Source organism: Shewanella salipaludis (genome assembly GCF_012911865.1).
In the GTDB taxonomy this organism is placed as follows: domain Bacteria; phylum Pseudomonadota; class Gammaproteobacteria; order Enterobacterales; family Shewanellaceae; genus Shewanella; species Shewanella salipaludis.
On the sequence record NZ_JAAXYH010000003.1, the window covers coordinates 69,071 to 96,057 of the forward strand.

At 56.2% G+C, this 26,987-nt stretch carries 19 protein-coding genes and 2 tRNA genes; 5 read left to right on the forward strand and 16 right to left on the reverse strand.

Annotation, left to right across the window (positions count from 1 at the left end; genetic code table 11):
- The first annotated feature begins 38 nt into the window (after positions 1-38).
- Both HC757_RS05985 and HC757_RS05990 read left to right on the forward strand, forming a co-directional pair.
- On the forward strand, positions 39-1,460 hold the full coding sequence (locus HC757_RS05985; protein ID WP_169563635.1) for an ATP-binding protein: 1,422 nt from the start codon (positions 39-41) through the stop codon (positions 1,458-1,460).
- Between the two features lie 180 nt (positions 1,461-1,640).
- Positions 1,641-3,110 (forward strand): DUF3300 domain-containing protein, encoded by a 1,470-nt coding sequence (locus HC757_RS05990; RefSeq protein ID WP_169563411.1) that lies wholly within the window; start codon positions 1,641-1,643, stop codon positions 3,108-3,110.
- A 126-nt stretch (positions 3,111-3,236) separates the two neighbouring features.
- Here the strand turns inward: HC757_RS05990 and HC757_RS05995 are convergent, their stop codons facing one another.
- Together HC757_RS05995 and HC757_RS06000 are read right to left on the reverse strand one after the other, a co-directional pair.
- Positions 3,237-3,824 carry a YceI family protein gene (locus tag HC757_RS05995; protein ID WP_169563412.1) on the reverse strand — a complete coding sequence of 196 codons (588 nt, stop codon included), beginning with the start codon at positions 3,822-3,824 and terminating at the stop codon, positions 3,237-3,239.
- 4 nt (positions 3,825-3,828) lie between these two features.
- A complete protein-coding gene (locus tag HC757_RS06000) occupies positions 3,829-4,380 on the reverse strand; it encodes a cytochrome b (RefSeq protein WP_169563413.1) in 552 nt (183 codons plus the stop codon).
- 386 nt (positions 4,381-4,766) lie between these two features.
- On the opposite strand from HC757_RS06000, the gene HC757_RS06005 reads away from it, so the two are divergent.
- Both HC757_RS06005 and HC757_RS06010 read left to right on the forward strand, forming a co-directional pair.
- Positions 4,767-4,842 (forward strand) — tRNA-Phe (locus HC757_RS06005).
- A gap of 7 nt (positions 4,843-4,849) precedes the next feature.
- A tRNA-Thr gene (locus HC757_RS06010) sits at positions 4,850-4,925 on the forward strand.
- 278 nt (positions 4,926-5,203) lie between these two features.
- On the opposite strand, the gene HC757_RS06015 is transcribed toward HC757_RS06010, so the two are convergent.
- The 12 genes from HC757_RS06015 to HC757_RS06070 form a co-directional block, all read right to left on the reverse strand.
- Positions 5,204-6,520, reverse strand: a complete 1,317-nt coding sequence (locus HC757_RS06015) for a sugar MFS transporter (protein ID WP_169563414.1) — start codon at positions 6,518-6,520, stop codon at positions 5,204-5,206.
- Between the two features lie 228 nt (positions 6,521-6,748).
- Complete coding sequence (gene nagX, locus HC757_RS06020; protein WP_169563415.1) at positions 6,749-7,885, reverse strand: transmembrane glucosamine N-acetyltransferase NagX; 1,137 nt, start codon at positions 7,883-7,885, stop codon at positions 6,749-6,751.
- Between the two features lie 104 nt (positions 7,886-7,989).
- Positions 7,990-9,123: an N-acetylglucosamine-6-phosphate deacetylase gene (nagA, locus tag HC757_RS06025; RefSeq protein ID WP_169563416.1), complete on the reverse strand. Its 1,134-nt coding sequence runs from the start codon at positions 9,121-9,123 to the stop codon at positions 7,990-7,992.
- A gap of 106 nt (positions 9,124-9,229) precedes the next feature.
- Positions 9,230-10,228, reverse strand: coding sequence for a glucosamine-6-phosphate deaminase NagB-II (nagB-II, locus tag HC757_RS06030; protein ID WP_169563417.1), 999 nt, complete (start codon positions 10,226-10,228; stop codon positions 9,230-9,232).
- 62 nt (positions 10,229-10,290) lie between these two features.
- Positions 10,291-11,190 carry an N-acetylglucosamine kinase gene (gene nagK, locus HC757_RS06035; RefSeq protein WP_169563418.1) on the reverse strand — a complete coding sequence of 300 codons (900 nt, stop codon included), beginning with the start codon at positions 11,188-11,190 and terminating at the stop codon, positions 10,291-10,293.
- 220 nt (positions 11,191-11,410) lie between these two features.
- A complete protein-coding gene (locus tag HC757_RS06040; RefSeq protein WP_169563419.1) occupies positions 11,411-14,155 on the reverse strand; it encodes a family 20 glycosylhydrolase in 2,745 nt (914 codons plus the stop codon).
- A gap of 61 nt (positions 14,156-14,216) precedes the next feature.
- Positions 14,217-15,704 (reverse strand): methyl-accepting chemotaxis protein, encoded by a 1,488-nt coding sequence (locus HC757_RS06045; protein WP_169563636.1) that lies wholly within the window; start codon positions 15,702-15,704, stop codon positions 14,217-14,219.
- Positions 15,704-16,603 (reverse strand): pilus assembly protein PilM, encoded by a 900-nt coding sequence (locus HC757_RS06050; RefSeq protein WP_244623227.1) that lies wholly within the window; start codon positions 16,601-16,603, stop codon positions 15,704-15,706. The genes HC757_RS06045 and HC757_RS06050 overlap by 1 nt, the downstream gene beginning before the upstream one ends.
- Positions 16,604-17,034: 431 nt before the next feature.
- Positions 17,035-18,594: a tryptophan halogenase family protein gene (locus HC757_RS06055; protein WP_169563420.1), complete on the reverse strand. Its 1,560-nt coding sequence runs from the start codon at positions 18,592-18,594 to the stop codon at positions 17,035-17,037.
- 15 nt (positions 18,595-18,609) lie between these two features.
- On the reverse strand, positions 18,610-19,305 hold the full coding sequence (locus HC757_RS06060) for a SapC family protein (protein ID WP_169563421.1): 696 nt from the start codon (positions 19,303-19,305) through the stop codon (positions 18,610-18,612).
- A 23-nt stretch (positions 19,306-19,328) separates the two neighbouring features.
- The gene (locus HC757_RS06065; protein ID WP_169563422.1) at positions 19,329-20,873 is read right to left on the reverse strand and encodes a tryptophan halogenase family protein; all 1,545 of its coding nucleotides are present in this window, start codon (positions 20,871-20,873) and stop codon (positions 19,329-19,331) included.
- Between the two features lie 110 nt (positions 20,874-20,983).
- Complete coding sequence (locus HC757_RS06070) at positions 20,984-23,473, reverse strand: TonB-dependent receptor (protein ID WP_169563423.1); 2,490 nt, start codon at positions 23,471-23,473, stop codon at positions 20,984-20,986.
- Positions 23,474-23,989: 516 nt separating this feature from the next.
- Between HC757_RS06070 and HC757_RS06075 the strand changes: the two genes are divergently transcribed.
- Complete coding sequence (locus tag HC757_RS06075; RefSeq protein ID WP_169563424.1) at positions 23,990-25,006, forward strand: LacI family DNA-binding transcriptional regulator; 1,017 nt, start codon at positions 23,990-23,992, stop codon at positions 25,004-25,006.
- Between the two features lie 53 nt (positions 25,007-25,059).
- Here the strand turns inward: HC757_RS06075 and HC757_RS06080 are convergent, their stop codons facing one another.
- Together HC757_RS06080 and glnB are read right to left on the reverse strand one after the other, a co-directional pair.
- Positions 25,060-26,349 carry an NAD(P)/FAD-dependent oxidoreductase gene (locus HC757_RS06080; protein ID WP_169563425.1) on the reverse strand — a complete coding sequence of 430 codons (1,290 nt, stop codon included), beginning with the start codon at positions 26,347-26,349 and terminating at the stop codon, positions 25,060-25,062.
- 241 nt (positions 26,350-26,590) lie between these two features.
- Positions 26,591-26,929: a nitrogen regulatory protein P-II gene (gene glnB / locus HC757_RS06085; protein ID WP_169563426.1), complete on the reverse strand. Its 339-nt coding sequence runs from the start codon at positions 26,927-26,929 to the stop codon at positions 26,591-26,593.
- Between the last annotated feature and the right edge of the window lie 58 nt (positions 26,930-26,987).

Here is a 26,987-nt window from a genome sequence, read left to right on the forward strand (position 1 = left end):
AGCCCGAGCCTAAACCTAAGCCAGAGCCTAAAACTGAGATGAAAACGGGAGCAGCAAGAACGCCGCCTCGGGCGCCTTGGCTCAAGACCGGCGTGCTCAACTCCCTCAAGGCCAGGTTAATTGTCAGCGCCCTGCTGCTTATCCTGCTATTGCTGCCCGCCATTGGCATCACCCTGAATGATGCCTTCAAGCAACAAGTCACCACTGCCGCCAGGAATGAGCTGAGCGCCTATGTCTATTCGGTGCTGGCGGTAGCCGAAGTCGATGGTGACAAGCTGTTGATGCCTGAGCAACTGCTTGAAAACCAGTTCAATCTGTTGCAGTCGGGTCTGTATGCCATCATCACCAAACCCGAACCGGGCGCGGTGCAGGAACCCAAGACGGGCATGCTGTGGCATTCAAACTCCTTTCTCGGCCTGGAGCCGCCAGCATCACTACCCGCTCCGGCGATAGGCCGGGGGCAGTTCGGCCGGTTAGCGCTCGCGGATAAGCCCTATCTCATCTACAGCTTCAGTGCCAGCTTTGCCGGCGATGCCCAGGGGGACGAAGCGATCCCAAGCCAGGCCAGGAACTTTCCCATCACTGTGCATATCATCAAGGACATGGCCGATTTTGAGCGACAGAATCGGCTGTTTACCCACAAATTATGGACCAGCCTGTTGGTTATCATGCTATTTCTCATCATAGTGCAACTGGTCTGGCTGTTATGGACACTGAAGCCGCTGGCGAAGTTTAAACGGGAATTGGCCGAAGTCGAGCAGGGAAAGGCCATGCAGCTGAGCACCAGCTACCCCAGGGAATTGCAAGCGGTGGCGCGGCAGCTCAATACCTTACTCGACACTGAGCAGCACCAGCGCAAGCGTTATCGCAATGCCCTGGCCGATCTTGCCCATAGCCTGAAGACGCCGCTGGCGGTGATCCAAAGTCAAACGGATTTGAGCAAGAGTTCGAGCGAACAAGTCGCGGCCATAAATCGCATCATAGGCCACCAGCTGAAACGGGCGCAATCGGCGGCCGGCGCCTCCTGGCACTTGGGGGTCACAGTCGCCGGTCTGGCAGAGAAGTTGCTGCGCACCCTGGGGAAAATTTATCCCCAGGTTGGGCTCCAGAGCCACATAGATCCCCAAGCCCAGTTCAGAGGCGACGAGGCGGATCTGGCCGAACTCCTGGGTAATCTATTGGACAACGCCTGCAAGGCGGCGAGCAAGCGAGTGAGTCTTGACGTCGCCTATGAAGGCGACAGACTGGTGTTCACCATCGAAGATGATGGCCCGGGCGTCCCCCAGGCACAGGAGTCACAGATATTCGAGCGCGGCATCCGTGCCGACTCCTATCACCAAGGCCATGGCATAGGACTGGCGATCGTCAGGGATCTGGTCGACAGTTACCAGGGACAGCTGTCTCTGGCGCGCTCGGCAACACTCGGTGGTGCCAAGTTCAGCTTATCCTTCAAGCGCTGACCCCTTCCAGCTAGATTAAATAATCAATTTACTATCAAATACTTATTGATAACGCATCGCGCTAAACCGGCAAGCATCGGGGGCTGTTTCCAGCCCTGGCCAAGGTATTTTCAGCCTTCAGCTTATGTTCATCTTGACCCGGATATCATCGGCTCATAGTCAAAAGAGACTGGAGGCGACATGAACAGAATCATCAAGTGGAGTTGTCTGTCTATCATGATAGCGCTCAGCCCTACACTGGTCGGTACCCAGGCCCATGCAGAGGAAACCGCTGCGGCGAGTGAACAGGGCCAGTTCAGCGAAGCCGAGTTGGCACAAATGTTGGCTCCCATAGCCCTGTATCCCGACAGTCTGCTCACCCACATACTGATAGCTGCTACCTATCCACTGGAAATCGTCGAGGCGCAGCGCTGGCTCAATAATCATCCGGGACTGAGCACCAAGCAGCTGATGGCCAAGGCCGAAGATCAGGATTGGGATCCTAGTGTCGTGGCCCTGTTGGCGTTTCCCACCGTCCTGAAACAGATGAATGATGATCTGGATTGGACTCGGAAACTCGGCGATGCCTTCTTGCAGGATGAAGCCGGCGTGCTGGCCAGTATCCAGTCCCTGAGGCGAGATGCAGATGCCGCCAACAGCCTGGCCGACATGGACAATATGAAGATAAAACGCGTCGAGCAGCAGATCATCATAGAGCCGGCGCAACCACAAATGGTGTATGTGCCTTACTACGACCCATGGATTGTCTATGGTCACTGGCGCTGGGTCGGTTATCCGCCCGTCTATTGGGACCTCCATCCCTACTACACACGCCATGGACACTTCTATTGGCATACGGGGATATATATCAGCTTCAACTATTTCTTCAGCGCCTTCAACTGGCCTCATCACCACATAATAGTGACTCAGCCGCGGGGGTCGTACCATTACCGCAGCAGACCAGTCATAGCCCACAGCCATGGGGTGCAACGCTGGCACCATCAACCTCACCATCGCCGGGGGGTGGCCTACAGGAATGACAACCTGAGGCATAAGTACCATAGCAACAGACCCAGTATGCTCAGGAGCGACAGCTTGGGCCATAGGCCACAACAGAGTATCAACCGTTCGAAACAGGTACAAACGCTCAAGGGGCTGGAGAATTTCCCGGCATACCAACGCAGTGACAGGCTGCATCAGCCCAGAGATAAGGTATTCATCGACAAGCTGAGGGGCAACGATTACCGCGCCAAGGTCAGGGGGGATGTGCATAAGGGCAAGCACCAGTCGGCTCATGGGCAGCGAGGGCTATCCGGCCCCATGCCCAAAACAATCCCCACCAGGAGGCTGGAGCAAGGAGCCAAGTTCAAGGGGCATCATGATGTGACGACATCGAAACCGGCTGCGGTTAAACCTCAAAACCGGGGAAACAGGGACTGGGGGCACAGGGTCAACAAGAGTTCGGTCGATAGGAGCTCGGTCAACAAGAGCTTGGCCAACAAGAGTTCGGCCGTGGGCCACAACAGGGTAAACCAGGCGAGCAACAATAGCCGCAGTCATTATAAGCAGAATAATCACGGCCACAGCCAAGCCAAGCCCGAGAGCAGACGGGCGCACACAGGGGGAAGACACAATGCGAGCGATGGCAGAAGAATGGAGCAGCGAAAATAGCCATGAAGCCGGATAGGGCTCCACGCCCACAGAGATTGGCGGCGAAACAAGATAGTGCCACAGCAAATGGCCACTTCGAGAGTGGCCATTTTTATCACACAGGCTCAGGCGGCCAAATCCAAAGGCCTACTGACGCACCCCTTCGACCACCAGATTCAGGGCGACATGGGTCGATGCCGGGCCCAGATCGAAGTTGATCCCATAATCTTTCAGGGCAAACTCGCTGGTGCCGACAAAACCGGCACGGTAGCCGCCCCAGGGATCCTGACCTTCACCGACCGCATGGGCCTTGATTGTCAGCGGCTTGGTCACGCCATTAAGGGTCAGTTCGCCCTCAATCAACATATCCCCCTCCCCCTTGTCTGTCACTGAGGTAGATGCGAAGGTCGCGGTGGCAAATTTTGCCGTGTTGAGGAAATCCGGGCTGCGCAGATGCTTATCACGCTCGGCATGGTTCGAATCCAGGCTCAGGGTATTGATGGTGACATTCACCTTGCTCTGGGCCGGCTTGGCCGCATCGAAGTTGAAATTACCGCTGAAGTCGTTGAAGCGTCCGACAACGAAGCTGTAGCCCAGATGGCTCACCCTGAATTCAATCGAGGCATGGGCGCCCTGAGTGTCTATCACATAGTCTGCGGCAGAGGCCGTCAGCGGTGCCGCGGCAGCAGCCAGGAAAGATGTCGCCATCAATGTCTTGAGTAAATTGTTCTTCATTATCCTATCCCCTGTTGAAGGTGAGCATTTTGGTTAAGGTGTTATCTTTATCGAACAGATGATGCTTGAGAGCGCCAGCTGCATGTATCAGTACCAGGGCCATCAGGCCGTAGGCCGCAAATTTGTGAATATCGCCGGCGATATCTGCCTGGTCCGCAAACAATAATCCCGCCGAAGGGATTTCGAACCAGTCGAAGACCCAGAGTCCGCGACCATCGGCGGTCGAAATCAAGATCCCGCAGCCCATGATGAGCAACAAGAGACCATAGAGTAAAAGGTGAGCCAGCTTGGCCAGTCTTTTCTCCCAGGGTCTATGGCCAGCTTCGGCTGCCGGGCGGGTGTCGAAACGCCGCCAGACCAACCTGAATAGCGTCAACAGCAGCAACAGGATGCCAACACTCTTGTGAATATGGGGCGCCGTCTTGTACCAACTGCTGTAATAACTCAGTTGCACCATATAGACCCCCAAGGCAAACAAGCCGAGTACCACCAGGGCCGTCAGCCAATGTACCAAGATGGCCAGGCGGCCATAGGAGCGCTCATTACCGCGAAACATAAGGATCCCCGCTGCTGAATGTTAATGACTATGATAGCGCCATTCTGAAATACTAATATCGCTAAAAATCGGCTATATCGTCCTAATTTATAGAAAGCTGGTTAAAGTGTCAGTTTTATCCATTAATTCGCAGTAAAACAGCCGGGTTAGCCGAGTGGAAATCACAATTAGTGCCGGTTATATCTCCCTTATGGGCCTGAAAGTCCCTCTAGACAGGTAAAAAACACCCACATTGAGCATTAACTAGCCGAACAATTGAGTCATCCGGAAAAAGCACTTGCAGGATGAAAACCCTAGCTATATTATGTGCGCACTCCAAACGACGCAGGCATTAACGACTCAGTTAATACGCGGTTTGCAGTAGTCAACTAGCGCTCAGTTTAGTTGCCCGAATAGCTCAGTCGGTAGAGCAGCGGATTGAAAATCCGCGTGTCCCTGGTTCGATTCCGGGTTCGGGCACCACAATTTAGCCGGCATAGCTCAGTTGGTAGAGCAACTGACTTGTAATCAGTAGGTCCCGAGTTCGACTCTTGGTGCCGGCACCATATAAATAAAGAAACCACCTTATAGGTGGTTTTTTTATGCCTGAAATTTGGCTTAGTGTTTATGGGCAAGTTAGCTAGCGAAGCGTCACTGACGACTCTCGTTAATCACACAGGTCCCGGGCTCGACTCTTGATGCCGACAGCATACAAATAAAGAAACCACCTCCTAGGTGGTTTTTTTATGCCTGAAATTTACGCTTGGCACTGACGACTCTCGCTAATCACGGCGCCATGAAGCAAAAAAGGAGCCAGAGGCTCCTTCTCACAGACTCCCTGCCCCTACCAGCTGCGCATCTTATGGCCCTTGAGCGCATAGAAGAGGATGAACAGATAGCATGGCAGGCCGACCCAATAGCCGAGTTGGGTATCGCCGGCAAAATGGGCCAGCTTGCCGAAAAACAAGGGCAAGATAGCACCGCCGGAAATCCCCATGATCAGCAAAGCCGAACCTTGAGCCGTATATTTGCCCAGGCCATCCAACGCCAGCGGCCAGATAGAAGGCCATACCAAGGCATGCGCCAGGCCCATCAGGGCGACACAGGCAACCGAATTGGGGATGACAGGAATCCCCATCCAGCCCCAAAGCACAGAGGCAATGCCGGTGCTCTCGGTCGAGCCAAACACCACTCCGAGGATACAGAGGCTGCCCGCCAGGGCCGAGGCGAGCAAGGCTTGCTTCTGTGACATGAATCTTGGGATGCAAGTCACCCCTATCAGGTAGCCCAACACCATAAATACCATGGTGTAGGACGTCAGAGACGAGAAGTTACTCAGCCCCAGACTGGCGCCATACAGGCCTATGGTATCACCGGCGATCACTTCGACGCCGACATAGGCAAACAGCGCCATGGCGCCCAGGATCACCTGGGGAAAATGCATTATGCCGGCCTTGTCTGCATGTTCGGCCGGCTGCTCGGCGACCTCCAACTCGGGCAGTGAAGAGAACTTGACCAAGGCGATGAGGAACACCAGAGCCCCGGCCATGTAGACATAGGGCATCACCAAGCGGGAAGATAAGGCGTCGATCTGCGCCGCCCTGTCCACCGGATTCAGGGCCGCCAGATGTTCGGCGGTGAAGTTTTCGAAGCCCGATAGCACCAGGGCGGTGAAGATCAACGGCACTATGACGCCGGCACCCTTGTTGATCAGTCCCATGATGCTGATCCGCATCGCGGCACTCTCACGCGGTCCTATATGCACCACATAGGGGTTCGAAGCCGTTTGCAGAATAGTCAGCCCGGTACCCAGCACAAACAGGGCGGCGAGAAACAAGAGATAATTGGCGGCCTGGGCGGCAGGAATAAACAACAGCGCCCCAACGGCCATGATCCCCAGGCCTATCGCCATGCCATTCTTGTAACCCGTCAGTTTCAGAATGGATGACATGGGCAATGCCATCACCGTGTAGGCAATATAGAAGGCGAATGTCACGAACAATGCCTGAAACTCATTCAACTCACAGATGATCTTCAAGAATGGGATCAGCGAGCCGTTTAACCAGGTCACAAATCCAAAGATGAAGAAGAGCACGCCTACGATAGTCATAGGCAGGACACTGCTTCTTTGGCTCACCTGAGCCTGGGTTGTTGCTGTCATGTTCATAAACCTGCTTCTTATAGTTGTTAATCCCTGATGCCGAAAGACATCCCAGCCATCCTATAACATTATTGGTTGTGACTTTGTAAATATTGCTGTGATCTTTGATGGCTTTTCGGGCCGATGTTTCACCGATGTTAGAACATAAAAGCCAAAAAGACAACGCTGTCATTCATCTGAAATAACAAACCTGTACCCAAGCCGCCGACCCAGGCTGTGGCGCAGGAGTCAGATGCGAATGAAGATGCCACGCAGATACAACCAACGGAGCAACAACCATTGCACCAACAGCAGGGCGATGACACCCAGTAGCTGCTGCGCCGCCAGCGGCGCGGCGGCTATCACACCACCGAACAGACTCTTGGCCAGAAACGCCCAATCGAACAGACTGGATGCCAAATAGATGATGATGGCATTTGTGCCTATCACCACGAAGGGAAAGAAGGCTTTCTGCCACTTGAGCACATCGACCAGGGCGTAGAAGAGCGCCAACAGTATTAAGCTCCAGCCGCTGGTGACCAACACGAAGCTGCTGGTCCAGAGATCTTTATTCACCGCCAGCACGGCATCCAGCCACCACCCCAGCCCCAGGCAGAGCCCCCCCGCCAGCACCAGCATGGCGACCTTGAACCACTCGCCTTTGACATGGGGCCTGATGATGAAGTGGCCGGTGAATACCCCGGCGAGCGCATTGACTACGGCAGGAAGGGTCGACAAGAGTCCCTCGGGATCGTATTCACGTTGCAGGTAAGTGATGCCGGGCAACCAATGGCTGTCTACATAGGCATTGATAGACCCGGCCTGGGTCAAGACGCCGGCGCTGCCGCCGGGGAAAGGCAGCCACAGCTGTATCGCGGCATACCCACATAAGATCCCCAGGGCGCAGATGATTTGTGTCCTGAGCCCCGTATGCCACACCAGCAGCGCGGCGAAGAACCAGGCGAAGCCTATGCGGGCCAATACACTGGCATATCGCACCTTGTCGGGATCGGCCGGCAACCCTGCCCCCCAGCCATGGTTGTAGAGTATACCCAGCACTATCAGCAGTGCCAAGCGCTTGACTCCATGAAGATAATGCGGCCTGCGCTCGGAAAATGGCAAGCTGTCCAGGCGTTTGGGCGACAGCCCCAAAGCGACCCCCGAGAGGAAGATAAACAGCGGAAAAATCAAATCATAGAAGGTGAAGCCATGCCATTGACTGTGGTGCATCTGGGCATCGCCCCGGGTCCATCCCTGCCAGCCGGTTAAGAGCAACAGGGCGGCAAACAGGCCTTCGCCGCCGAGTATCCAGAACATGTCGAATCCCCGCAGCGCATCCAGCGACATGAGCCTGGGTTTGCCCGGTTTGACTTGGTTCGAGTGCATTTATGCTTACCTCTTATTATTATTTTTCAAGTAAAATTAAGCCCTTGCAATAGATTAATATCACAAGGGCTTGCTTCGCATGCCGCCAGGGCTCCCCTACCGGCTCAGCCGGGGAACACGGCTCGCCCGGCTATATAGGTCGCGCTTACCCTTCCCTGGCCGTCCAATATGGCCAGATCGGCACTGTATCCAGGGCCGATGCGCCCCTGTCTATCCGCTATGCCCAGAAACTGGGCCGGATAGAGGGAGGCCATGCGCAGCGCCTCTTCCCTTGGCAGCCCCAGCAGCTCGATCGTGTTGTTGACGGCGCTGGCCATGTCGAGCACACACCCGGCCAACTCGCCGGTCACGGCATTTAACCTGTCACCGACACGGACTACCTGGGTACCGAAGAGTTCGAAACCTGCTTCCTCATCCTGGCCCACGGGCGGCATGGCATCCGTGACCAGCATCACCTTGCCCCTGGGTTTGGCCCGCAGCGCTATTTTAGCCGCCGCCGGATGCACATGGTGACCATCGACAATCAAGCCACACCAGGCATCCTGGCTCTCTATGGCGGCGCCCACCATGCCGGGACTGCGGGAGCCCAATCCGGACATGGCGTTGTACAAGTGGGTGAAGCCAGTCGCCCCGGCTTCGAGCGCGGCAACAACTGTGTCGTAGTCGGCGTTGGAGTGTCCGAGACTGACCTTCACCCCGGCTTCGACCAAGGCCTGGATCACTTCGGGGGCGACGTTCTCCGGGGCCAGAGTCACCAGCTTGAGGCCGAGATCCTGACGGCTGAACAACGCCAGCTCCGCATCCGAGATGCGCCTTATGTACGCCTGGGGATGGACGCCCTTCTTGGGCAGCGACAAGTGTGGGCCCTCGAAGTGTATCCCCAGAACACCGGCGCTGCCCCGGGAGATGGCCAAGGCCACGGCATCGGCCGCCTTGGCCATCACGGCCACATCGTCGGTGATCAGGGTAGGCAGAAAAGCCGTGGTGCCGAAGCGGGCATGGGCACTGCCTATGGTTTCTATGCAGTCCAGAGTCGGGCTGGCATTGAACAGGGCGCCACCGCCGCCGTTGACCTGAACATCGACAAAACCTGGCACCAGGGTGCCGGAATGCCGCGTCTCCTTAACGCCGCCGACGGTATCCAGTGCCAGTATGTGGCCGTCTTCCAGGGTAACAGGGATGTCATGATGGACTCGCTCGCCATCGAATAGGTGTTCGGCTATGAGGGTCTGTTTCATCTTGTCTCTCTATTGCTCATACTCGGGCCTGTGGTTGTCAAAGGTCTCAAATCCCGGCGTCTCAATCGAAGTGCCAAAGTCAAAGTGTCTCAAGCAAAGTGCCGGGTCAAAGTGTCTGGGTCACTTTCTTCAGCCCGGCAGGTTGATCCGGATCTATGCCTCTGGCGAGCGCCACCGCCGCCACATCTATGTAGAAGCGCTGCAGCAAGGCTAAGGGCGCGACCCTTGGATGTATGTGACTGGAGGTCTGGTTCAAATGTACCAAGTCTGCCCCGCGCTGACCTACGTCTTCTATCTTCTCTATGTGACTGGCATAGGACTCATCGCCGACACACACATCCACTATGGTGAGTTTCTTCTCCACCAGAGTCACAGGCCCATGGAGGAACTCGGCGCTGCTGAACGCCTCGGCATGGATGGAGCAGACCTCTTTCAGCTTGAGGGCAATTTCCTTGGATATCGCATAGCCCAGGCCACGTCCCAGCACCACCAGGTTTTTCACCTCAGCCAACGCCGGCGCCGTCAACTGCGGCTCGGCATCGATGGCCGACTGCAGCGCCGCCGGCAGGCCGGCAACGGCTTGTGCCAGTGAATCACTCTGGGTCCAGGCAGCCGCCAACTGCAACAAGGCCGCCAAGGTCGCCAGATAACTCTTGGTCGCGGCAACGGCCTTCTCTTCACCGGCACGCAGCGGCAGCACCACATCGACTATGTCTTTGATGGGGGCCGTCTCATCGTTTACCAGGGCGACGCAAAAAGCGCCGGCATTCTTGGCCATGCGGGCCTGGGCCAGGATATCGGGACTGCGGCCCGACTGGGAGATGACGATCACCAGGCCAGTGTCCAGCTTGAGCGACTTGCCATAGACGCTGGCGACCGAAGGTGCGGCAGCGAATGTCGGCACCCCGGTTTCGATTTCGAACAGGTATTTGGCAAATACACCGGCATGATCCGAAGAACCGCGACCTACTATCATCACGAAACGCGGATTGAACTCACGCAGTTGCTTACCCAGTTCGGCGCTGATGCCGGCATTGGCACTCAGCTGTGCGGCTATTTTTTGCGGTGCTTGACGCGCTTCTTGCTCCATTATGGTATTTGTCATCTCTGTACCCTTAAGTTCTATTACTGCGATAAAGGATCGGCCCGGCAACCGCCGGGCCGCGACTAAGCCAGCTTGTTAAATTCTTGGGTGGCGAAATACACAGCGCCTATTTCCGGTGGTGCCAGGGTCGGTGCCAGGCGCGCCACCACCTCCTCGGCCAGCCAAGGCAACAGGGGCTCGGCCAGGCCTCCTATCATGGAAAATCGCGGCGGATCTATTTCGAAGAGTCTGAGTGCCATCTCGCTGATGTAAGCTGCGCCCTCCTCGACTATGGCCCTGGCGACGGCATCCCCCTCCTGCGCGCATTGCAGCACCAGGCGCGCCAGCCTGGCGTAGTGGCTAGATGAGCGGCCGGCGAGATGCTCGACTATGCCCATGGCATCCGTCGCGGCGAAGTGCGCCAACAGCCGCTCGCTCAGGAGTGTCTGTGTGGCGAAACCATCCAGCGCCAGCAATGCCTGCTCTGCGGCCCTGAGGCCCAACCAGGCGCCACTGCCCTTGTCGCCCAGGGCGAAGCCATGGCCGCCGAGACTGAGACTCTGCTCGCCCACATGGGCATAACCGCAGGAGCCGGTGCCGGTAATGATCACCGCCCCCTCGCCGCCGTTATGGGCACCTATGCAGGCGGTGTGCAGATCTGTGGTGACAAACATCTGCTTGAACGGATGGCCCCAGGTCGCTATCTCTTGGTATAGGTGCGGCACATTGACGCCGGCCAAACCTACACCGGCAACGAGCTCATGAGTGTCACAGCTCGACATGCCCGCATCCTTCAGGGCCAATTCGGTCGACGCCAGGATGGATTCGAAGGTGTGTGCCAGACCATGGAGCGGATTGGCCCGCCCGGCGATACCCGTGCCCAGTATCCCCTCTTCATGGCTATACAGGCTCGCCCGGCATTTGCTGCCACCGCCATCTATACCTATGAACACTTGTTGTATTTTTGTCTGGTTCAACCCCATACACCCTCTGTAGCCATGCATTCAGAACCGCGGCCCAACAGGCTTGGCCGCCGGCTCCTGATTAAGTTAACTCGATGTTACAGCAGAAATGACAACGCTGTCATTTACTTTTTTTAAAAATATCCATGATGAAAAAGATATCTGTGAGCCGCCACGGGCCGAGCTCCGCCGGGGAACATCCGCTTGCCGAGGCTCAGCGCCTTATCTAGCCCTCAATGCCTTATTTGCGCCTCTCGATTAGCGTCAGGCTGCGTCCCCTGCGCCGGCCATCGGCGGCCAGCACCCTGACATCCAGCGGCGGCTTGACCGCGACCGGCCCGGCATAGGGCTGCCATTGGCCTCCGGCTTCGCGGTACTCTATGCCCAGGCCGGGGAAAATCACATTGGCCACCAAGTTGCCGTCGACGATGCGGGCCCCTGGGGTCGGCACCCGATAGCGAATCCCCGCCAGATCGAGTTTACGCAACTCCTTGCTGCCGAGGGTATTGGCCATCCGGCTCCACTGCGCCGCCTGCTTGGCACGCATTTCCTGGCTGAAGAAGCCCGAAGTCCGGTTATAGAGAGCCCCCTGATACTGATAAGGCACCTCCCAGTCGGCCTTATGCCAGGCGCGCTCGGCCAGCATCAACAGCCGCGGAAAGACCATGTACTCGACCGTGGCATCGCTGCGCAGGGTCTCGCTCCAGAGCTGCCCCTGGATCCCCTGAAACCCTTTCCCCTGGAGCAGAGGACCACCTAGCTTCTGACCCGCGGCATTGAGCTTGAGCCTGTCATCGGCTTCGAAGGGCAAGCCTTGGATGTCGGTCCATTGCTCGGCATTGGCCGCCAGGTTATCCGGCATGAAGCTGAACACATGGCGACTGTTGTTACGGCGGGTGCCCCAATAGTAGCCCGGCTCCTTGGGATCTGCCTCATAGGGGAAGTCGAAGTACAGCACCTCGGGGTTGGACAGCACTGTATCCCAGCCGAGATTCGCCTGCTGATGGGCGCGCACATGCCCCCCATAGGCTATTATGTCCCAGACGTTGGACTGCACCTTGGCGGGCATCTTCTCCGCTCTGGTATGACTCATGCCGTCACTCCAGCCGGCGGCTTCTATGCCTTTGGCCTGCAGCAGTTTGGCGATACGCTCGATGAAGTAGGCGCCCAGCTGCGCCGTCGACCCGAGTTCCTCGCCTTCATCTCTGTCTTGGCTGTCGGCATTGGCGCTTACGAGATGCCGGCAGGCCGGCGAGTCCACCCAGGCACCCGCGGTCTCGTCGGCCCCTATGTGATAATGGCGCAGCGGCTGTCCCGCCTGCCGGTGCAGCTCGGCGATTTCATCTATGACCTTTTCGACAAAGTGATAGCTGGACTCGAGGCATACGTTGAGCGTGTTGTCATCGTAATACTGCACCGAGGCATAGCTTGTCTCGTCCAGCGGGTCCACCAAGTTATACTCGGCGGCAGCGACAGGCTCACCGGCGGCGCTCAATCTGCGGCTCCTGGCTGCCATCGACTTGATGGCCGCCCGCGAATGCCCAGGCATATCCATGGAGGGGATCACTTCTATCTGCCTCGCCGCGGCATATTGCAGTATCTCGATATAATCCGCCTTGGAATAGTAACCGCTCACTCCCGTATCTGCATCCGGACCGCTGCCCAACTGAGGCAGCAGGCAGGTATCTTCGGTGAGATCGTGGCAACGCTTGCTGCCCACCTCGGTTAACTCGGGTAAGCCCTCGATCTCCAGACGCCAGCCCTCATCGTCGGCCATGTGCAGATGCAGCTTGTTGAGCTTATAGGCCGCCATCTGATCCAGCAGCTTCAGGATAAAGGCCTTGGTGTGGAAGTTGCGCGCCACATCCACATGCATGCCGCGAAAGGGGTATCTGGGGCTGTCTTCTATGCTCAGGGCATTTACTTTCAGGCTGTTAACATCGACCAAGCCGGCGAGCGACGCCAGTCCATAGGAGAATCCCGCCGCATCAGCGGCGCGTATGTCTATGGCACCTGGCCGGATCTCCAGCCGGTAAGCTCCCTCGCGGGTCTCTGCCCCGGCCTCATTGCCCGTGTCTGTTTCCTTCCCGGCTTCTGCCAGGGGTAAAAAATTCACTGTCACCCCGGTATCTGACTCGGCGACACCGAGGCGAGCCAGGCGCGCCAAGGCCGCGGCGACCTCGGCGCGGGGAAGCCGATTCAATACCACCTCTATGCCATTGGCCAGCGACACAGGGCCGACATCTGGGACGGGGGTGACCGCTTTTGGGGTAGGGATTATGCTGTTCAGCGCCAGTGCCGGCGCGATTGGGGTGGCGGCATTGGCCTCAAACAGGACCCCGGCGCCGGCCCAGTCGATGGCATCTGTCTCGCTGCGCTTATACTGGCGCTCGGCGTCGACGAAGTCCTCGACATAGGGCCGGGTTTCCAAGCCCGTGTCGGGATCGCGGCTCAGCCTGGTGCTGGCGATGACCACGGGTTTGAGTCCGGCGGCAACCAGATAATAGTTGGGCATGGCATCGATTTCCGACAGCTGCCAGTAATCCCCGAGGAAACTCAGGGTGTGGGTCTCCCCCGGCCTGAAGCCGTTGAAGGCCGGCGTCGGTGTCAGCTTATGCAAGTCGCCCTTCACCTGGCTGAGGTTGAACTCCTGCGACCGGAACACTTGTACCGGTCGCATCTGGCTGAAATAGATCGCCCACCCCTTGGCCCGCATCTCGACAGAGGAAGTGAAATCAATCGCCGCGCTGAAACAGCGGCCATCGGCCCTGGCGGCATCACAGCCCTGGGTCCCCACATTGGACAACACCCGATACTTGACCTGGAGTCCATCGGCAAAGCGCTGCAGCTCGGCTTGGCTGATGCCCCCCTGTTGAGCGGCGTTTTTTGTGCCAGGCTCGGTCCGCCCTTGGGTATCGGCAGGCCCGGAGCAGGCCGACAATCCCATGGCCAGGGTGAGGGTAGCGGCGGCAAATGTGAGTTTCATATTCATCCTTATTCGATTAACTGCTGTCCTGGCTATCCGGCGGACACCATCTGGATTGGGGTTATAACCTGAAAGAATTGACCAGTGTCCGCAGTCGCTCACCCTGCTGGAATAAACGCTCACCGGACTGGGCCAACTGCTCGCTGTCCACCGACGCCGAGCCGGAGACATGGGCCAAATCGTTCAAGCTGCGGGAGATAGCCTCGGTGACGCAGGTCTGTTCCTGCGCCGCGTGGGACACCTCTAGGTTCATGGTGCTGATGTTCGACACTAAAAGCGTCACCCGAGTCAGCACCAGCTTGATGTCTTCCGAACGGCTCAATGCCTGTTCCGACAACTCCTGGCTCGAGTGCATCCCGGCAACGGTCGCATCGACCCGCCCCTGCACCTGCTGGATCATCTGCTGAATTTCCCCCGTCGCCTGCTGGGTGCGACTCGCCAGGGTTCTGACCTCATCTGCGACCACGGCGAAACCGCGTCCCTGCTCACCTGCCCTGGCGGCCTCGATAGCCGCATTGAGTGCCAACAGGTTGGTCTGCTCGGCGATGGCCTGGATCACGACCACCACCTCGTCGATCTTCTGGGTCTCCAGTTGCAGCCTGGATACCGAATCGGCCGAACGGGATAACTCCTGTGCCAGGCGGCGGGTGACAGCGAGTCCGGCATCGAACTGAGATTGCCCCTTGTCGACCTCCAGGTCCGCCTGGCCGGCTTCCTCTGCGGTGCGCCTGGCATTGGTCGCCACCTCATTGGCGCTGGCACTGAGCTCGGTCACGGCAGCCACCGCAGCCTCGGTTTCCTTGCGTTGGGTCTGCACCCTGGCATTATTGGCCCTGGACAAGTCCCCCAGGGTCTTGGCCTCCTCGAGCAATTGCGCGGCCGTCTCGTGCACCCTGGCAATAGTGCCATGAATTTGCTCGACAAAACCATTGAATGCCTTGGCTAATTGGCCTATTTCATCCCGGCTCTCTACCGGCAGTCTATGGCTGAGATCGCCATCGCCGCCGGCGATCTCCTCCATGGCCCCGACCACATGGGCCAGAGGCGAAATCACCAGGCGCTTAATGATCAGGAAGATAGCCATTAAGCTGGTGCCGAGAATGATCAATGCCTGCAACAGATATCCCAGGAGGAGCGCCGTCAGTTGTTGCTGCATGGGGTCGGCAGAAAACACCAACGTCAGGCTGCCGGTGGGCTTGCCATTGTCCTCGAAGTGGATCTGCCGCGACGCCAACATAGCCTCGCCCGCCCCGCTCGCTTGCGTATTTTCGGCCAGGAGCTTGCCACGATGATCTCTTACACTAATCGCATGTATTTGCGACGATTTTAGCATCACAGAGAGCACGGCATTCATCTGTTCATAGTCGTAGGTAAACACAGGCTGGGCCATGGTCACCTGCAGATTGGCCAAGGTATTGGCTTCAAACTCGGCAAAGTCCGTCGCCAGCTTGCTGCGCTCACGCCAATAGGCAGATGTAAACAACAGACTCACTATCAGAAACAGTGCCAGCGCCAAGCCCAGCTGTACTTTAGTCGCCAGGGAATTCATCATTTGACTCCTTGCATGCTGAAGAGATCCAACCACAAGGCAGGGCGCGCCGTCGGGGTCAGGGGACTCGAGTCCTGGGTATCCAGTCGCACTATCAGGCGCCGCTCGAATTGAGCCAGCTCATAGAGGGCATCGAGCTTAAGCTCGCGCTTGAACATAGCGTCGAAGCTGCCATCGGCTATCATGCTCTCCAGACCGGCTTCCAGGTCTTGGGCGAGCCGCTGGCGTTTCGGGGAGACGAAAAAATAGGCCGGCGCTCTGTATTGCAGCAGGATATGGCTGTCGACCTCCAGGGCGGGATCCGGATGCTTGGCGAGCTCCTCCCATATTTCCTGGGCACCGAGCGCCAGATAGTCGAAACGTCCGCCCTCGAGCATGGGATAGAGATTCTTGTACTGATAACTGGTCACCAGAGGCAAGCCGTTGGCGGCCAGTATGTCGGCATCCGGCCAGTAGCGGTTTTGTCCGGCGCGCAGGGTGGCGAATTCTTCCTTAGAGCCAACGGCGGCAAATTTGGCCCTGTCTTCGGCGCGGATGATCAGCAGTCTATTCCCCAGCAACCCTTTGAAAATGGGGATCCGCACGGGTATGACGCTCTCCTCCAGCGCTTTGGATGTCATGCTCCAGAACACATCGACATTGCCCGCCAATGCCTCCTCGACCTTGCGCTTCTGGTTCATGTCTGTGGTCAGGGATTGGATCTGATACTGCTCCCGGGAGCGGCTCAGCGCCGTCTGTAATAATGTCAGCTGCCAACTCGGCGGTATGCTGGTAACCACCTTCCCGGCAAGAGGAAGGCTCTGAGTGTCGGCAAGCGCCGGGAATATGCCGCAACAGGCACACAGCAAGACTACGGGAGCCACCCATTTGGATATTGGCACCCATTTAAATATTGGCATAGATGCAGCACCTCTCTCATACCCGGCGAGAAGCCGAGGGCCTTATTCTTATTTTGCCGCTACTTTCAGGCGCCGCTGCTCGATAAAAGCCCGGACCCGATACTGCTGCCGCAGCGTATTTCCCTGAAAAAAAAGCCGGGTACCTGTTACAGCACCCAGCCAACGCTAGTTTCTGGGGAGAGACTATTCAATTACAAACACAAGTGCACAGTCGTTCGACGAGCATGCATTTGCCAAAGACATGAAGCAGGAGACCTCTTCCTCTTCATGCTGATCTACAACAGAGTCACACAAGCAAAATGACAACGCTGTCATTTGTAATGTACACAAGAAAAAACAAGATTTCTACATTTTTTTGACATCTTGGTGTTTTTTGCGATCCAAGGCTGGAAGGCCCGAGCAACGCTCAGGCTCCCTGACAGGGTTCGGGATTAAATCGTCTGGAATCCGAACCTGTATACCTTCTCCAGCAGGTGTCTGTGGCTGGGTAACTCGGCCATCAGGCGCTCGCTCAGCTTGTCTATCTCGGCAAACTTCTGCAGCGCCTGTTCGCCGTCGCTGAAGGCGCTGCGATTGGCCGACAAATCTGTATTGAACCCCATGCCATAGAGCACGAACAGATAGCTGTCGAGCACGAAGGGCTCGAAGGCATAGTCGAAATCATGTTTGCTGGGGGGATGATGGCGCCATTGCGTCAATTTCTCCTGCAGGCTGTCGGGAATCGAAGTCGGGGCGACATTGTCCCGCCAGTACTGGCTGTCTCTGCGACCCGAGATGCAATAGTGCAGCTTGATAAAGTCTATGCTCTTGTCCCACCTGAGCTTGAAGGTGGCATTGAACTTGCGCCCGGCATAGTCGAGCGATGCCCTGCGGCGGGGAAAGGTATCGGCCAGCATATTGGCCGCGGCTTCGACCAGGAAGATGGCCGAGGCTTCGAGCGGCTCTATGAAGGCCGCAGACATGCCGATGGCGACGCAGTTATGCTTCCAGAACTCTTCCCTGTAGCCCAAATTCAAGGGGATCTTGCGTACCTCGAGGCCTTCGCTCTCGGCACCGACATAGTCGCGCAACACCGCCTCGGCGCGCTCGGCACTGCTGTGACGGCTCGAATACACATAGCCCACCCCGCGGCGATTGTGCAATCCTATGTCCCAGGTCCAACCCGCTTCATGGGCCGTGGCTATGGTATGGGAGGCGATAGGCGCATCGGGGCTGGAGTAAGGCACCTGCATCGCCAGCGCCGTGTCGTTGAATATAATGTCGTCTATCTTATGCCAACCTACATTCAGCGCCTGCCCCAACAAGATGGCGCGGGAGCCCGAGCAGTCGACAAAAAAGTCTGCGTCGACCCGCCCCCGGGTGTCTGTCACCAGACTGCTGATGGCGCCGGACCCGGCTTGCTCGACCTCAATGACATTGGCGCAGATGAACTTGACCCCGAGTTTCTGGGTACAATGCCGCTTGAGAAAGTCGGCAAACTTGGTGGCGTTCAGGTGATAGGAGTAATTCTGGATGGCGCCATAGCTGGGGGTGGTGATCTTCTTCGGTGCCAGCCCCAACCGGGAGATGCGGCTCTGGGTGGTGGTCGCCATATCGTAGGGCTGTGGACTCTGCCCCAACAACCAATAGGGTGCCAGATTAAAATCATAGGCGGAATGGAATACCGCGCTCAAGGGATGGAAGTAGCTGTGTTTACTGCCCTTGAGCGGCGTCTCGCGCCAGTTGACGAACTCGGCCCCCTGTTTGAAAGTGGCGTCACATTCGCGCATGAATTCGCTCTCGTCCACCCCTATGGACTGCAACGTGCTCCGTATGGTCGGCCAGGTGCCCTCGCCGACCCCGAGGATGGGGATATCCGGCGACTCTATCAGAGTCAGCTGCACCCCGTCAGGGTCCAGGCTATTGAGCTTCTTCGCCAAAATCGCGGCGGCCAGCCAGCCGGCGGTGCCGCCACCTACTATCGCCACTCTGTCTATCGTCTGCTTCTCCATCTGTCCTCACCCCGGCTATTGAGCCAACCTGACTAATGATTGCACCTGATTGAGCGACAGCAGTGCGGCATAAATGGGCGCAAGATAGCCCCCGTGCTTAAGCCCGATGAAAGCCTGATCATCGAGCCGGTTCAGCGCGGCTTCGTCTATCACATAACAGCCCGTCAGTTCGTAGGGCGCCCCTGAATTCAGGCGGATGCTCAGGCTCTGGGACTGGAGCAGCTTCAGCTCAATCAGCCTTTGAATGAATGACTGGGTTATGAGGTTTTTCTGCGCCCAGGCGACAGCCGCTTCGCTGCGGCGATTGAGAAATTCACTGGCATTGGCCCCGTCAAACAGGGCCTCACCTGTTTCCCGGCCGACGAGCGGGCTGGCTTCGTCGATGCAGATGGCGAAACTGTCGCCGCCCTCGCTCACTTTGAGCGCCACCAGCGGGTAATGGCGCAGAGATTCGGGCACATAAGCCCCCAACCAGCCACCGTCTTTCCAAAATAGATTCTGCTCGGGTTTGAGCCCGGTCAGGGCACAGGCCCTGAACTGGCCTGTGTCGCCGTCCTTGACGAAGACTATCGGCAAATGGGTCGCCGCCATGGCAAATTCATGCACGGCCACAGGCAGCAGGTGACGCGTTTTAGCGTGGGCAAAACTCTTGTCAGTGGTTAATTTCAGGCTTTGATGTTTCTGACTGTCCAATGCAACCAAGGTACTCATAAGTTATTCTCGTTATTAGTCGACTAAATGGTTGAAAAACCGTATTGATAGATCCTGTCGAGCAGGTCTCGCTGTTGAGGTAACTCTTTGATTAAATACTCAGTCACCTGCTGCACCTTCTCGAACTGCGCCATGGCTTCGGCATGCAACGGGTAACGCTGCCAATTCACCTGCTCGGGTTTGAACCCCATGCCATATAACACATATTGATAGCTTTCCATCGGGAAAGGCTCATACACATGGGGAAAGTCATAGGCACTGACGACTTGCTGTTGCCAACTGGCCAGGGTCTGCGCCAGCGATGCGGGTATGCTCGACGCCTCCCTATTATCCAACCAGAAGGCCTCGCTGCGCCCGGACAACAGATAATGCATCTTGATGAAATCGACGGTTTTCTGCCAACGAAAATGAAAGGAAGCATTGAACTTCTTCTCCGCATGGATCAGCCCCTGGCGTCGTGACGGCAATTGATCCACCAGCATGTTGCCCGCGGCTTCGATCAAAAATATCGCCGAGGCCTCCAGGGGCTCGACGAAGGCGGCCGACAAACCTATGGCGACACAGTTCTTATGCCAGAACTTATTGCGATAACCCAAGTCTATCTTGAGCTTCCTGGCGGTAAGCCCCGCCGCGGCGTCGCCTATATAGTCCCTCAAGGTACGCTCCGCATCCTCATGGCTCTGGTGCCGACTCGAATAGACATAGCCAACACCACGGCGGTTACTCAGGCCTATGTCCCAGATCCAGCCGGCCTCCTGGGCCGTGGAATGGGTGCAGGCATTGATGGGGCCGGCGGCATCCGGGTAGGGCACCTGAATGGTCACCGCATGATCCGTCAGCAGAGTATCGGCAATGGAGGTGAAACCGACCCCCAGCGCTTCGCCGAGCAGCAGACTCCTGAAGCCACTGCAGTCGACGAAGAAGTCGGCCGCGACCGTACCCCAGGTATCTGTCACCACCGCCTCTATGTAGCCCTCGGCATCCAGGCTGACATCTGTCACATTGGCGGCGATGAACTTGACCCCCAGCTTGTCGATGGCGTGGCTTTTAAGCAGCTCGGCGAACTTGCCGGCATCCAGATGGTAGGCGTAATTCTGTATCCCTTCGTAGGCTTTGGACGTGATCTTCTTCGGTGCCAGACCCAGCTCGGCAATCCTGGCCTGGGCGCTGACGGCCTGGGCATAGGGCAAGTCGCCGGCGTCGCCCTGCAGCCAGTAGGGCGCCAGGTTGAACTGGGTGGGATCGAAGATAGAGGTAAACAGATGATGGTACTGATTGGGTCGACTGGCATTCTGCCAGTTGATGAACTTGGTGCCTTGCTTGAAGGTGCCATGACAGGTGCGCAGAAACTCGGCCTCGTCTATGCCGAGTGACGCCAGGGTGGCACGCATGGTCGGCCAGGTGCCCTCCCCCACACCTATGGTGGGTATGTCCGGCGATTCAATCAGGCACACCTGAATGCTGTTGCCATCCAGGCTGTTGAAGGACTTGGCCAGTTTAGCGGCCGTTAACCAGCCGGCGGTGCCGCCGCCGACCACAAGCACAGAATTAATAGTGTCTGAATGCATTGAGGATACCTGCACAAAATCGATTCCCATAACATATAGCAATGCCGGGGATGGGGATATGCCCACGCAAAAAAGGAAGGCAATTGCCTTCCTTCTCATGCCGTTGGCTCTTAGAAACGATAAGAGGCCTTGAGGGTATAACGACTGCCGTTATCCGTGATAACACGCACGGTTTCGGCACCTGTGCTGTGACGCTGATAGGTTATCTCACCCAGCAGGTTGACCCCTTCCAAAGACACATCGAAATTCTCTGTAATGTGTGCCGTCACAGAGGCATCAAGGAAGTCCTGGGCATCGAATACATCGTTGCCGTTACCCAGGGCAGTACCTTCGGCGGTGAACTCATCACGATTGGTATAGGCGATACGGGCGGTGAAATAATCATGCTCGTAGAAGCCTGTGATGTTGTACTGATTGCGCGAAGAGCCGGGCAAACGAATAGGTTCACCGTCATCGGTTTCACCCGTGGCATCGACATAGGTGTAGTTCACCAAGGCACCGAAACCATTGTCGAAACTGGTCTGCCATTGCAGTTCGAAGCCTTCTATCTTACCGCCACGGCCCTGATCCGGCACAGAGACCTCATACAGATGCGGCACGGGAACCTCGGTCAAGTCTTCAAATATCTTGGTGGTGGTGATGAAAGAAGCTATGTCCTTGTTAAACACCGCAAAAGATAACAGCGAAGACTCATCGTAGTACCACTCCAGCCCTATATCCATCTGGGTGGCGCGGAAGGGATCCAGCGCCGGGTTGCCGCGAGAGGTCTGGTAACGACCGCTCTCGGGCACCGTATCGGGTAAGCCACGGTAACCGGGAGTCAACTGGCTGTAGCCGGCGCGGGTCATGACCTTGGCGGCCGACATGCGCAGTATGAGATCATCGGCCAAGTCTATCGCCAAGTTGAAGCTCGGCAAATAATCGTCGTACTCGCCCTTGAAGGTGTCTATCTCGGTCAGGTTACCGTTGTAAGCGCTGCCTTCGGTCTTAGTTTTGACATAACGCAGGCCCACGTTGCCTCGGTAGCTGTCGCCGTCGAAATTACCCTGAACATAGGCGGCGAACACATCTTCTTCTATCTTGCCATAGTTGCTCAGGCTCTCATCCCAGCTGGTCACTGCATCGTTCAGGGCATGCCAATAGGCCAGGCCGTCAATTTTCACATATTCGGTTGGCGTGCCAGGGGCGACAACCTCATCGAAGTCGCTCAACAGACCATCGTCGAATTGAGAGATGTTGGTGATCTGGCTGGTATCACCGAGCGTCGCGCCAAACTGCCTGTTGGTAAATTCATGCGAGCGCAGTTTCAAACCTGTTTCTATGCTGTTGATGGCGCCGAAATCGACATCCAACTTGAGATCCACCTGCCCATAGACCTCTTCATCCTCAAGCTTGGATTCGGCCAATGAACTGCCTTGGAATGCTTGCCAGCTGGCATCGGACAAAGACACGCCATTGGGCGACAGCAACATGGCATCGGCGAGATCCATGTCCACATCGACAGTGATACCCGTCGCGGCGTTGATTGGTTGACCCCATAGGCCGTTGGCGTTACCGCCGTTGCCGCCGTCGGAGTAGGTCTTGCCCAGGACACCGCTGAGCAGGTAACCGTCACCCTGGTATTCGGTGCGCAAGTCGATGACAGTACTGGTCATCTTGGCGCGGCGGGTGTTGGTATCCTGCGCCAACCAAGCGGCATCGTTCACAGTGCCGCTCAAAGGCAGGCCATTGGGCGCAATACGGGCATTGGCAGTGTTGGTCATGGTTGCACCGTTGGCACCTATCACCAGGAAGTTCTGGTTGGTGTTGGTGGCATCGAGCTCGGTACGGAAGGCATGCAAGGTGAAACCGAGTGCATCCGATGGCTGGAACTGGGCGGTCAGATCGAAGGCGTCGCGGGTACGGTCCTGATCGAAACCGGCAATACCCGATGCCGACCAGCCCTCTTCCCAGTAGTTCTCGGCCTTACGACCGCGACCGATAGACTCCAGAGTCGATGCCATACCCAGGATACCGAAGGTTTCGTCATCATTTTTCCAACTGAACAAGGCACTGCCGCCCAGACCATACTCGCTGTCGGCCAAGGTGTTGGTATTGGCTTCGGCGGAAGCGAAGAAGGTGTTAGTGTCCAGATCCAAAGGCTTGCGGGTATGCAGAATAACGGTACCGCCGACGCCGCCCTCATCGAGCGAGGCAACGGGTGACTTGAAGACCTCCAGACCGGAGATCATCTCGGATGGCATCAGATCCATGTTGAAACTGCGCCTGTTGGCGCCTTGGGAGAACCAGGCGGTGGAGGCCACAAACTGGCCATTCATCTGCACTTGGGTCAGGGTGGGATCGACACCGCGGATGGAGACCTCGGCACCCTCACCGGCGAAACCCCGGTTGATGGATACCCCGGCCACCCGCTGCAGGGATTCGGCGATGTTTTTATCCGGGAATTTGCCTATGTCCTCGGCCGTGATGGCATCGACCACAGCATTGGAAAAGCGCTTCTCGTTCATGGCCGCTTTCTGTGAGGCCCGCATGCCGCGAACTTCAATTTTTTCTATATTTTCAGTACCCACTGCCACCGCATCGGCAGCTTCTGCGGCCATGGCACCGACTGATACCGCGCCTCCGAGCAGGATGGCAATATGTGTTGCTAGAACAGTTTTTCTAAATGTAGATGGTCGCATCTCGTTTCCCTTCCATAACTTTATTATGATTTTTTTATTCATAACCATTCCCGAAAGAATGACAACGCTGTCATGTCTGGGTCAAACATTACACAATTATTAACAGCCTTGCCACAAGAAAATAACGCCGCAACGAAAAGAATGCGCTAAACCAAGAGGCTCAAGTCGTCTCCTTTGTCGCACTTTCCTATTGTAGACAATATGTTAAAATCCATTGCCAAGTTAATTTTTGTATTAAAAATAACCTACTGAAGTGCGGCATCTGTCTTGAGTCAGACTGAATTCGGCATTGCCTATTAGGCAAAAAGCTCGCACTATAAGGCGATGAAATGTAAGACGAGCCGCGACGCTTAGGGCACTCAACAAACCAAAATGCCTGATATTCATAGCAACGGTGAGTGTAACCCCCTTCGGACACAAAGAGTTTTAACCTAGATGAAAGTCACCATAAATGACGTTGCCAAATATGCCGGCGTGTCGATAAAAACCGTCTCGAGGGTTACCAATTGTGAGCCTTCGGTGAAACAGGCCACGATAGACAAGGTCAATGAGGCCATTAAATTCCTCAATTACCAGCCGAACCTGGCGGCAAGAAATCTGGCCGGTACCAAGTCCTATGTCATAGGCTTCATCTATGACAACCCCAATGCTTATTACATCATTGACATGCAAAATGGCATCTTGTCTGCGTGCAAGGATCAGGGCTATGAACTGCTGATCCACCCCTGCAACGCCAAATCGGCCAACATATGCGAAGAGCTGACCACAATGGTGAAACACGCGCGTCTGGCCGGGCTGGTATTGACCCCTCCCTTGTCCGAAGACCCAGACATACTGAAGGCCTTGGATGCCATAGAGGCCAATTACGTGCGCATTATTGCCGGCGAGCAGGCCGGCGCCGAGCCGGGCCTCACTGTCTTGGTCAACGACAGGCATGGGGCGGTAGCCATCACCCAGCATCTCATCGACTTGGGTCATAAAGACATAGCCTTCCTCAGTGGCGACCATCATCACGAATCGACCAAGGAACGCCTCGCCGGCTACCGGCAGGCCTTGAAAGAAAATCGGTTGCCTATTAATGAGGCCAACATTATCGAAGGCCAATACTCGTTCGAATCGGGTGTGGAAGGCGCCAATAAACTGATTGGGTTGGAACATCGTCCTACGGCGATCGTGGCCTGTAACGATGAAATTGCCGCGGGGGCGCTGTTTGCCGCCAGGCTCGCCGGATTGGATATTCCGGCAGACCTGTCTATCGTCGGCTTCGAGGACAGTCCCTTCTCCAGGCAAACTTGGCCAAAGCTCACCACAGTGCATCAACCCAACGAAAGAATTGCCCAAATAGCGACCGAACTCCTGATCGCCAAGCGCAGAGAACAGCACCCTGTGATGTCCAGAGTCTTTACCCCTGAGCCGGTCATTCGCGACTCTTCCGCTATCCCCAAAGGCTAAACCGCCAAGCCAGGGCCTGCGCCAAGACCTGAGTTAGGACCTGCGCCGAACTGCTAATGCAGTTTAAGCTTGGGTCTTTGCCAGCGCAGCAATCTTTGGGCGATCCTATACACCAGGGCCGAAAACCAGCCATAGAGGCTGCTCAGATGTCGCTGGTACAGAGACATATACATCAGCCTGGCAAAGTGACCCTCGATGAAGAAATCACCCGATCTCAGGTTACCCATCAGATTCCCCACCGCCGAGAAGCGGCTCAGGGACACCAGTGAGCCATAGTCTTTATATACGAAGGGCTGCTCCGCCTTATCCTTGAGCCGGTTGAGCATGTTGCGATACAAGGTTTCCGCCATCTGATCGGCCGCCTGGGCCCTCGGCGGCACGGGTTTGCCTGAGTCCAAGATCAGCTGGGCACAGTCTCCCAAGGCATAGATGTCCTCATGACCTTTGACCCGCATGCAAGCATCCACTTCGACCTGATTTCTGGGGGTAATAGGCAGAGGGTCGAAATGCTGAAACACCTTGGGCCCCTTCACCCCAGCCGCCCATACCTTGATGCTGGCCGCGATCAGGTCCCCATCCTGGGTGACGAAGCCCTCTGAGGTGACTTCTTTCACCTGCACCCCAAGGTGCAACCTGATACCTATCCTGTCCAGCACGGCTTGCGCCCTGGCGCTCACCTTTTCGGGCAGCTGAGGCAAAATTTTGGGTGAGGCTTCGATCAGATGCACATCCAGATGATGCTTGGAAATGTTCAGGTAGCCGTATTCCTTCACCGACTCGATCACATGGTGAAGCTCGGCCGCCAATTCCACTCCAGTGGCGCCGGCCCCGACTATGCCGATACTGAGCTTTTCCTGGGTCTCATTGAGCTGTAACAAGGCATCCAGCAGTTTCTGATGAAAATGGTTGGCGTTGTCCAGACTGTCGAGGAAAATGCAATGGGCTTCCGCCCCAGGGGTATTGAAACTGTTGGAGGTACCGCCGAGTGCCAGTACCAGATAATCGTACTCGAGTTGCCGAGACTCAATCAGCGTCTCCCCCTCCTTGGTCAGCACAGGTGCCAGCTGAATGGATTTCTGCATGGGATCGCACTGCAGCAACTCGCCGCGAACATACCTGTAGCCATTTTTCAGGCCGTGGTCCCGATATAATAACCCTTCGTTGGATTGATCTATCACACCGACTGCGACTTCGTGGAGTTTGGGTTTCCAGATATGGATGGCGCTTTTATCGACCAGGGCTATGTCCAACTCACCACTCAGGCCCAATTTACGGCCCAACTTGGAGGCCAAGGCCAAACCACCGGCACCGCCGCCAACAATCACAAGCTTTTTCGCTGTCATAAGCTATCTGTCCAGTCATCAATACTGAGTTCAGTTATACCATGTCGGCCGGCCAAGGTGTTGGCATTAAATAATGAAAATGCAGTACAAAAAATAATACTAAGTCAAATTGACAACATGAATGACTGATGGCAATCGAAATGGAGAGGCAAGGGATAGCAAGTTAAGCAATAAGTTATTGAAAATTAAGCGTTCACTCAGGAGCCGGTAACAGTTCCCGAGTGAGTCTCATTAATGATGACTAAACCGCTTCTTCGTTCTCTTCACCCGTGCGGATACGGATGACGCGCTCGATATCTGTGACAAAAATCTTGCCATCGCCTATCTTTCCGGTTCGAGCCGTTTCAACTATGACATCTATGGCCTGATCCAGGATATCGTCCTGGATCACCAATTCAATTTTCACTTTAGGCAGGAAATCCACCATATATTCGGCACCGCGGTAGAGCTCCGTGTGTCCCTTCTGACGGCCAAAACCTTTGACTTCCAGCACTGTCATCCCGGTAATGCCAATCTCTGCAAGTGACTCACGCACATCATCGAGTTTAAATGGCTTAATAATGGCTTCGACCTTTTTCATCAAAAACTCCTTCTACACTTGCAATGGATTTATCGGCTTGAGATGCACAACATCTTAA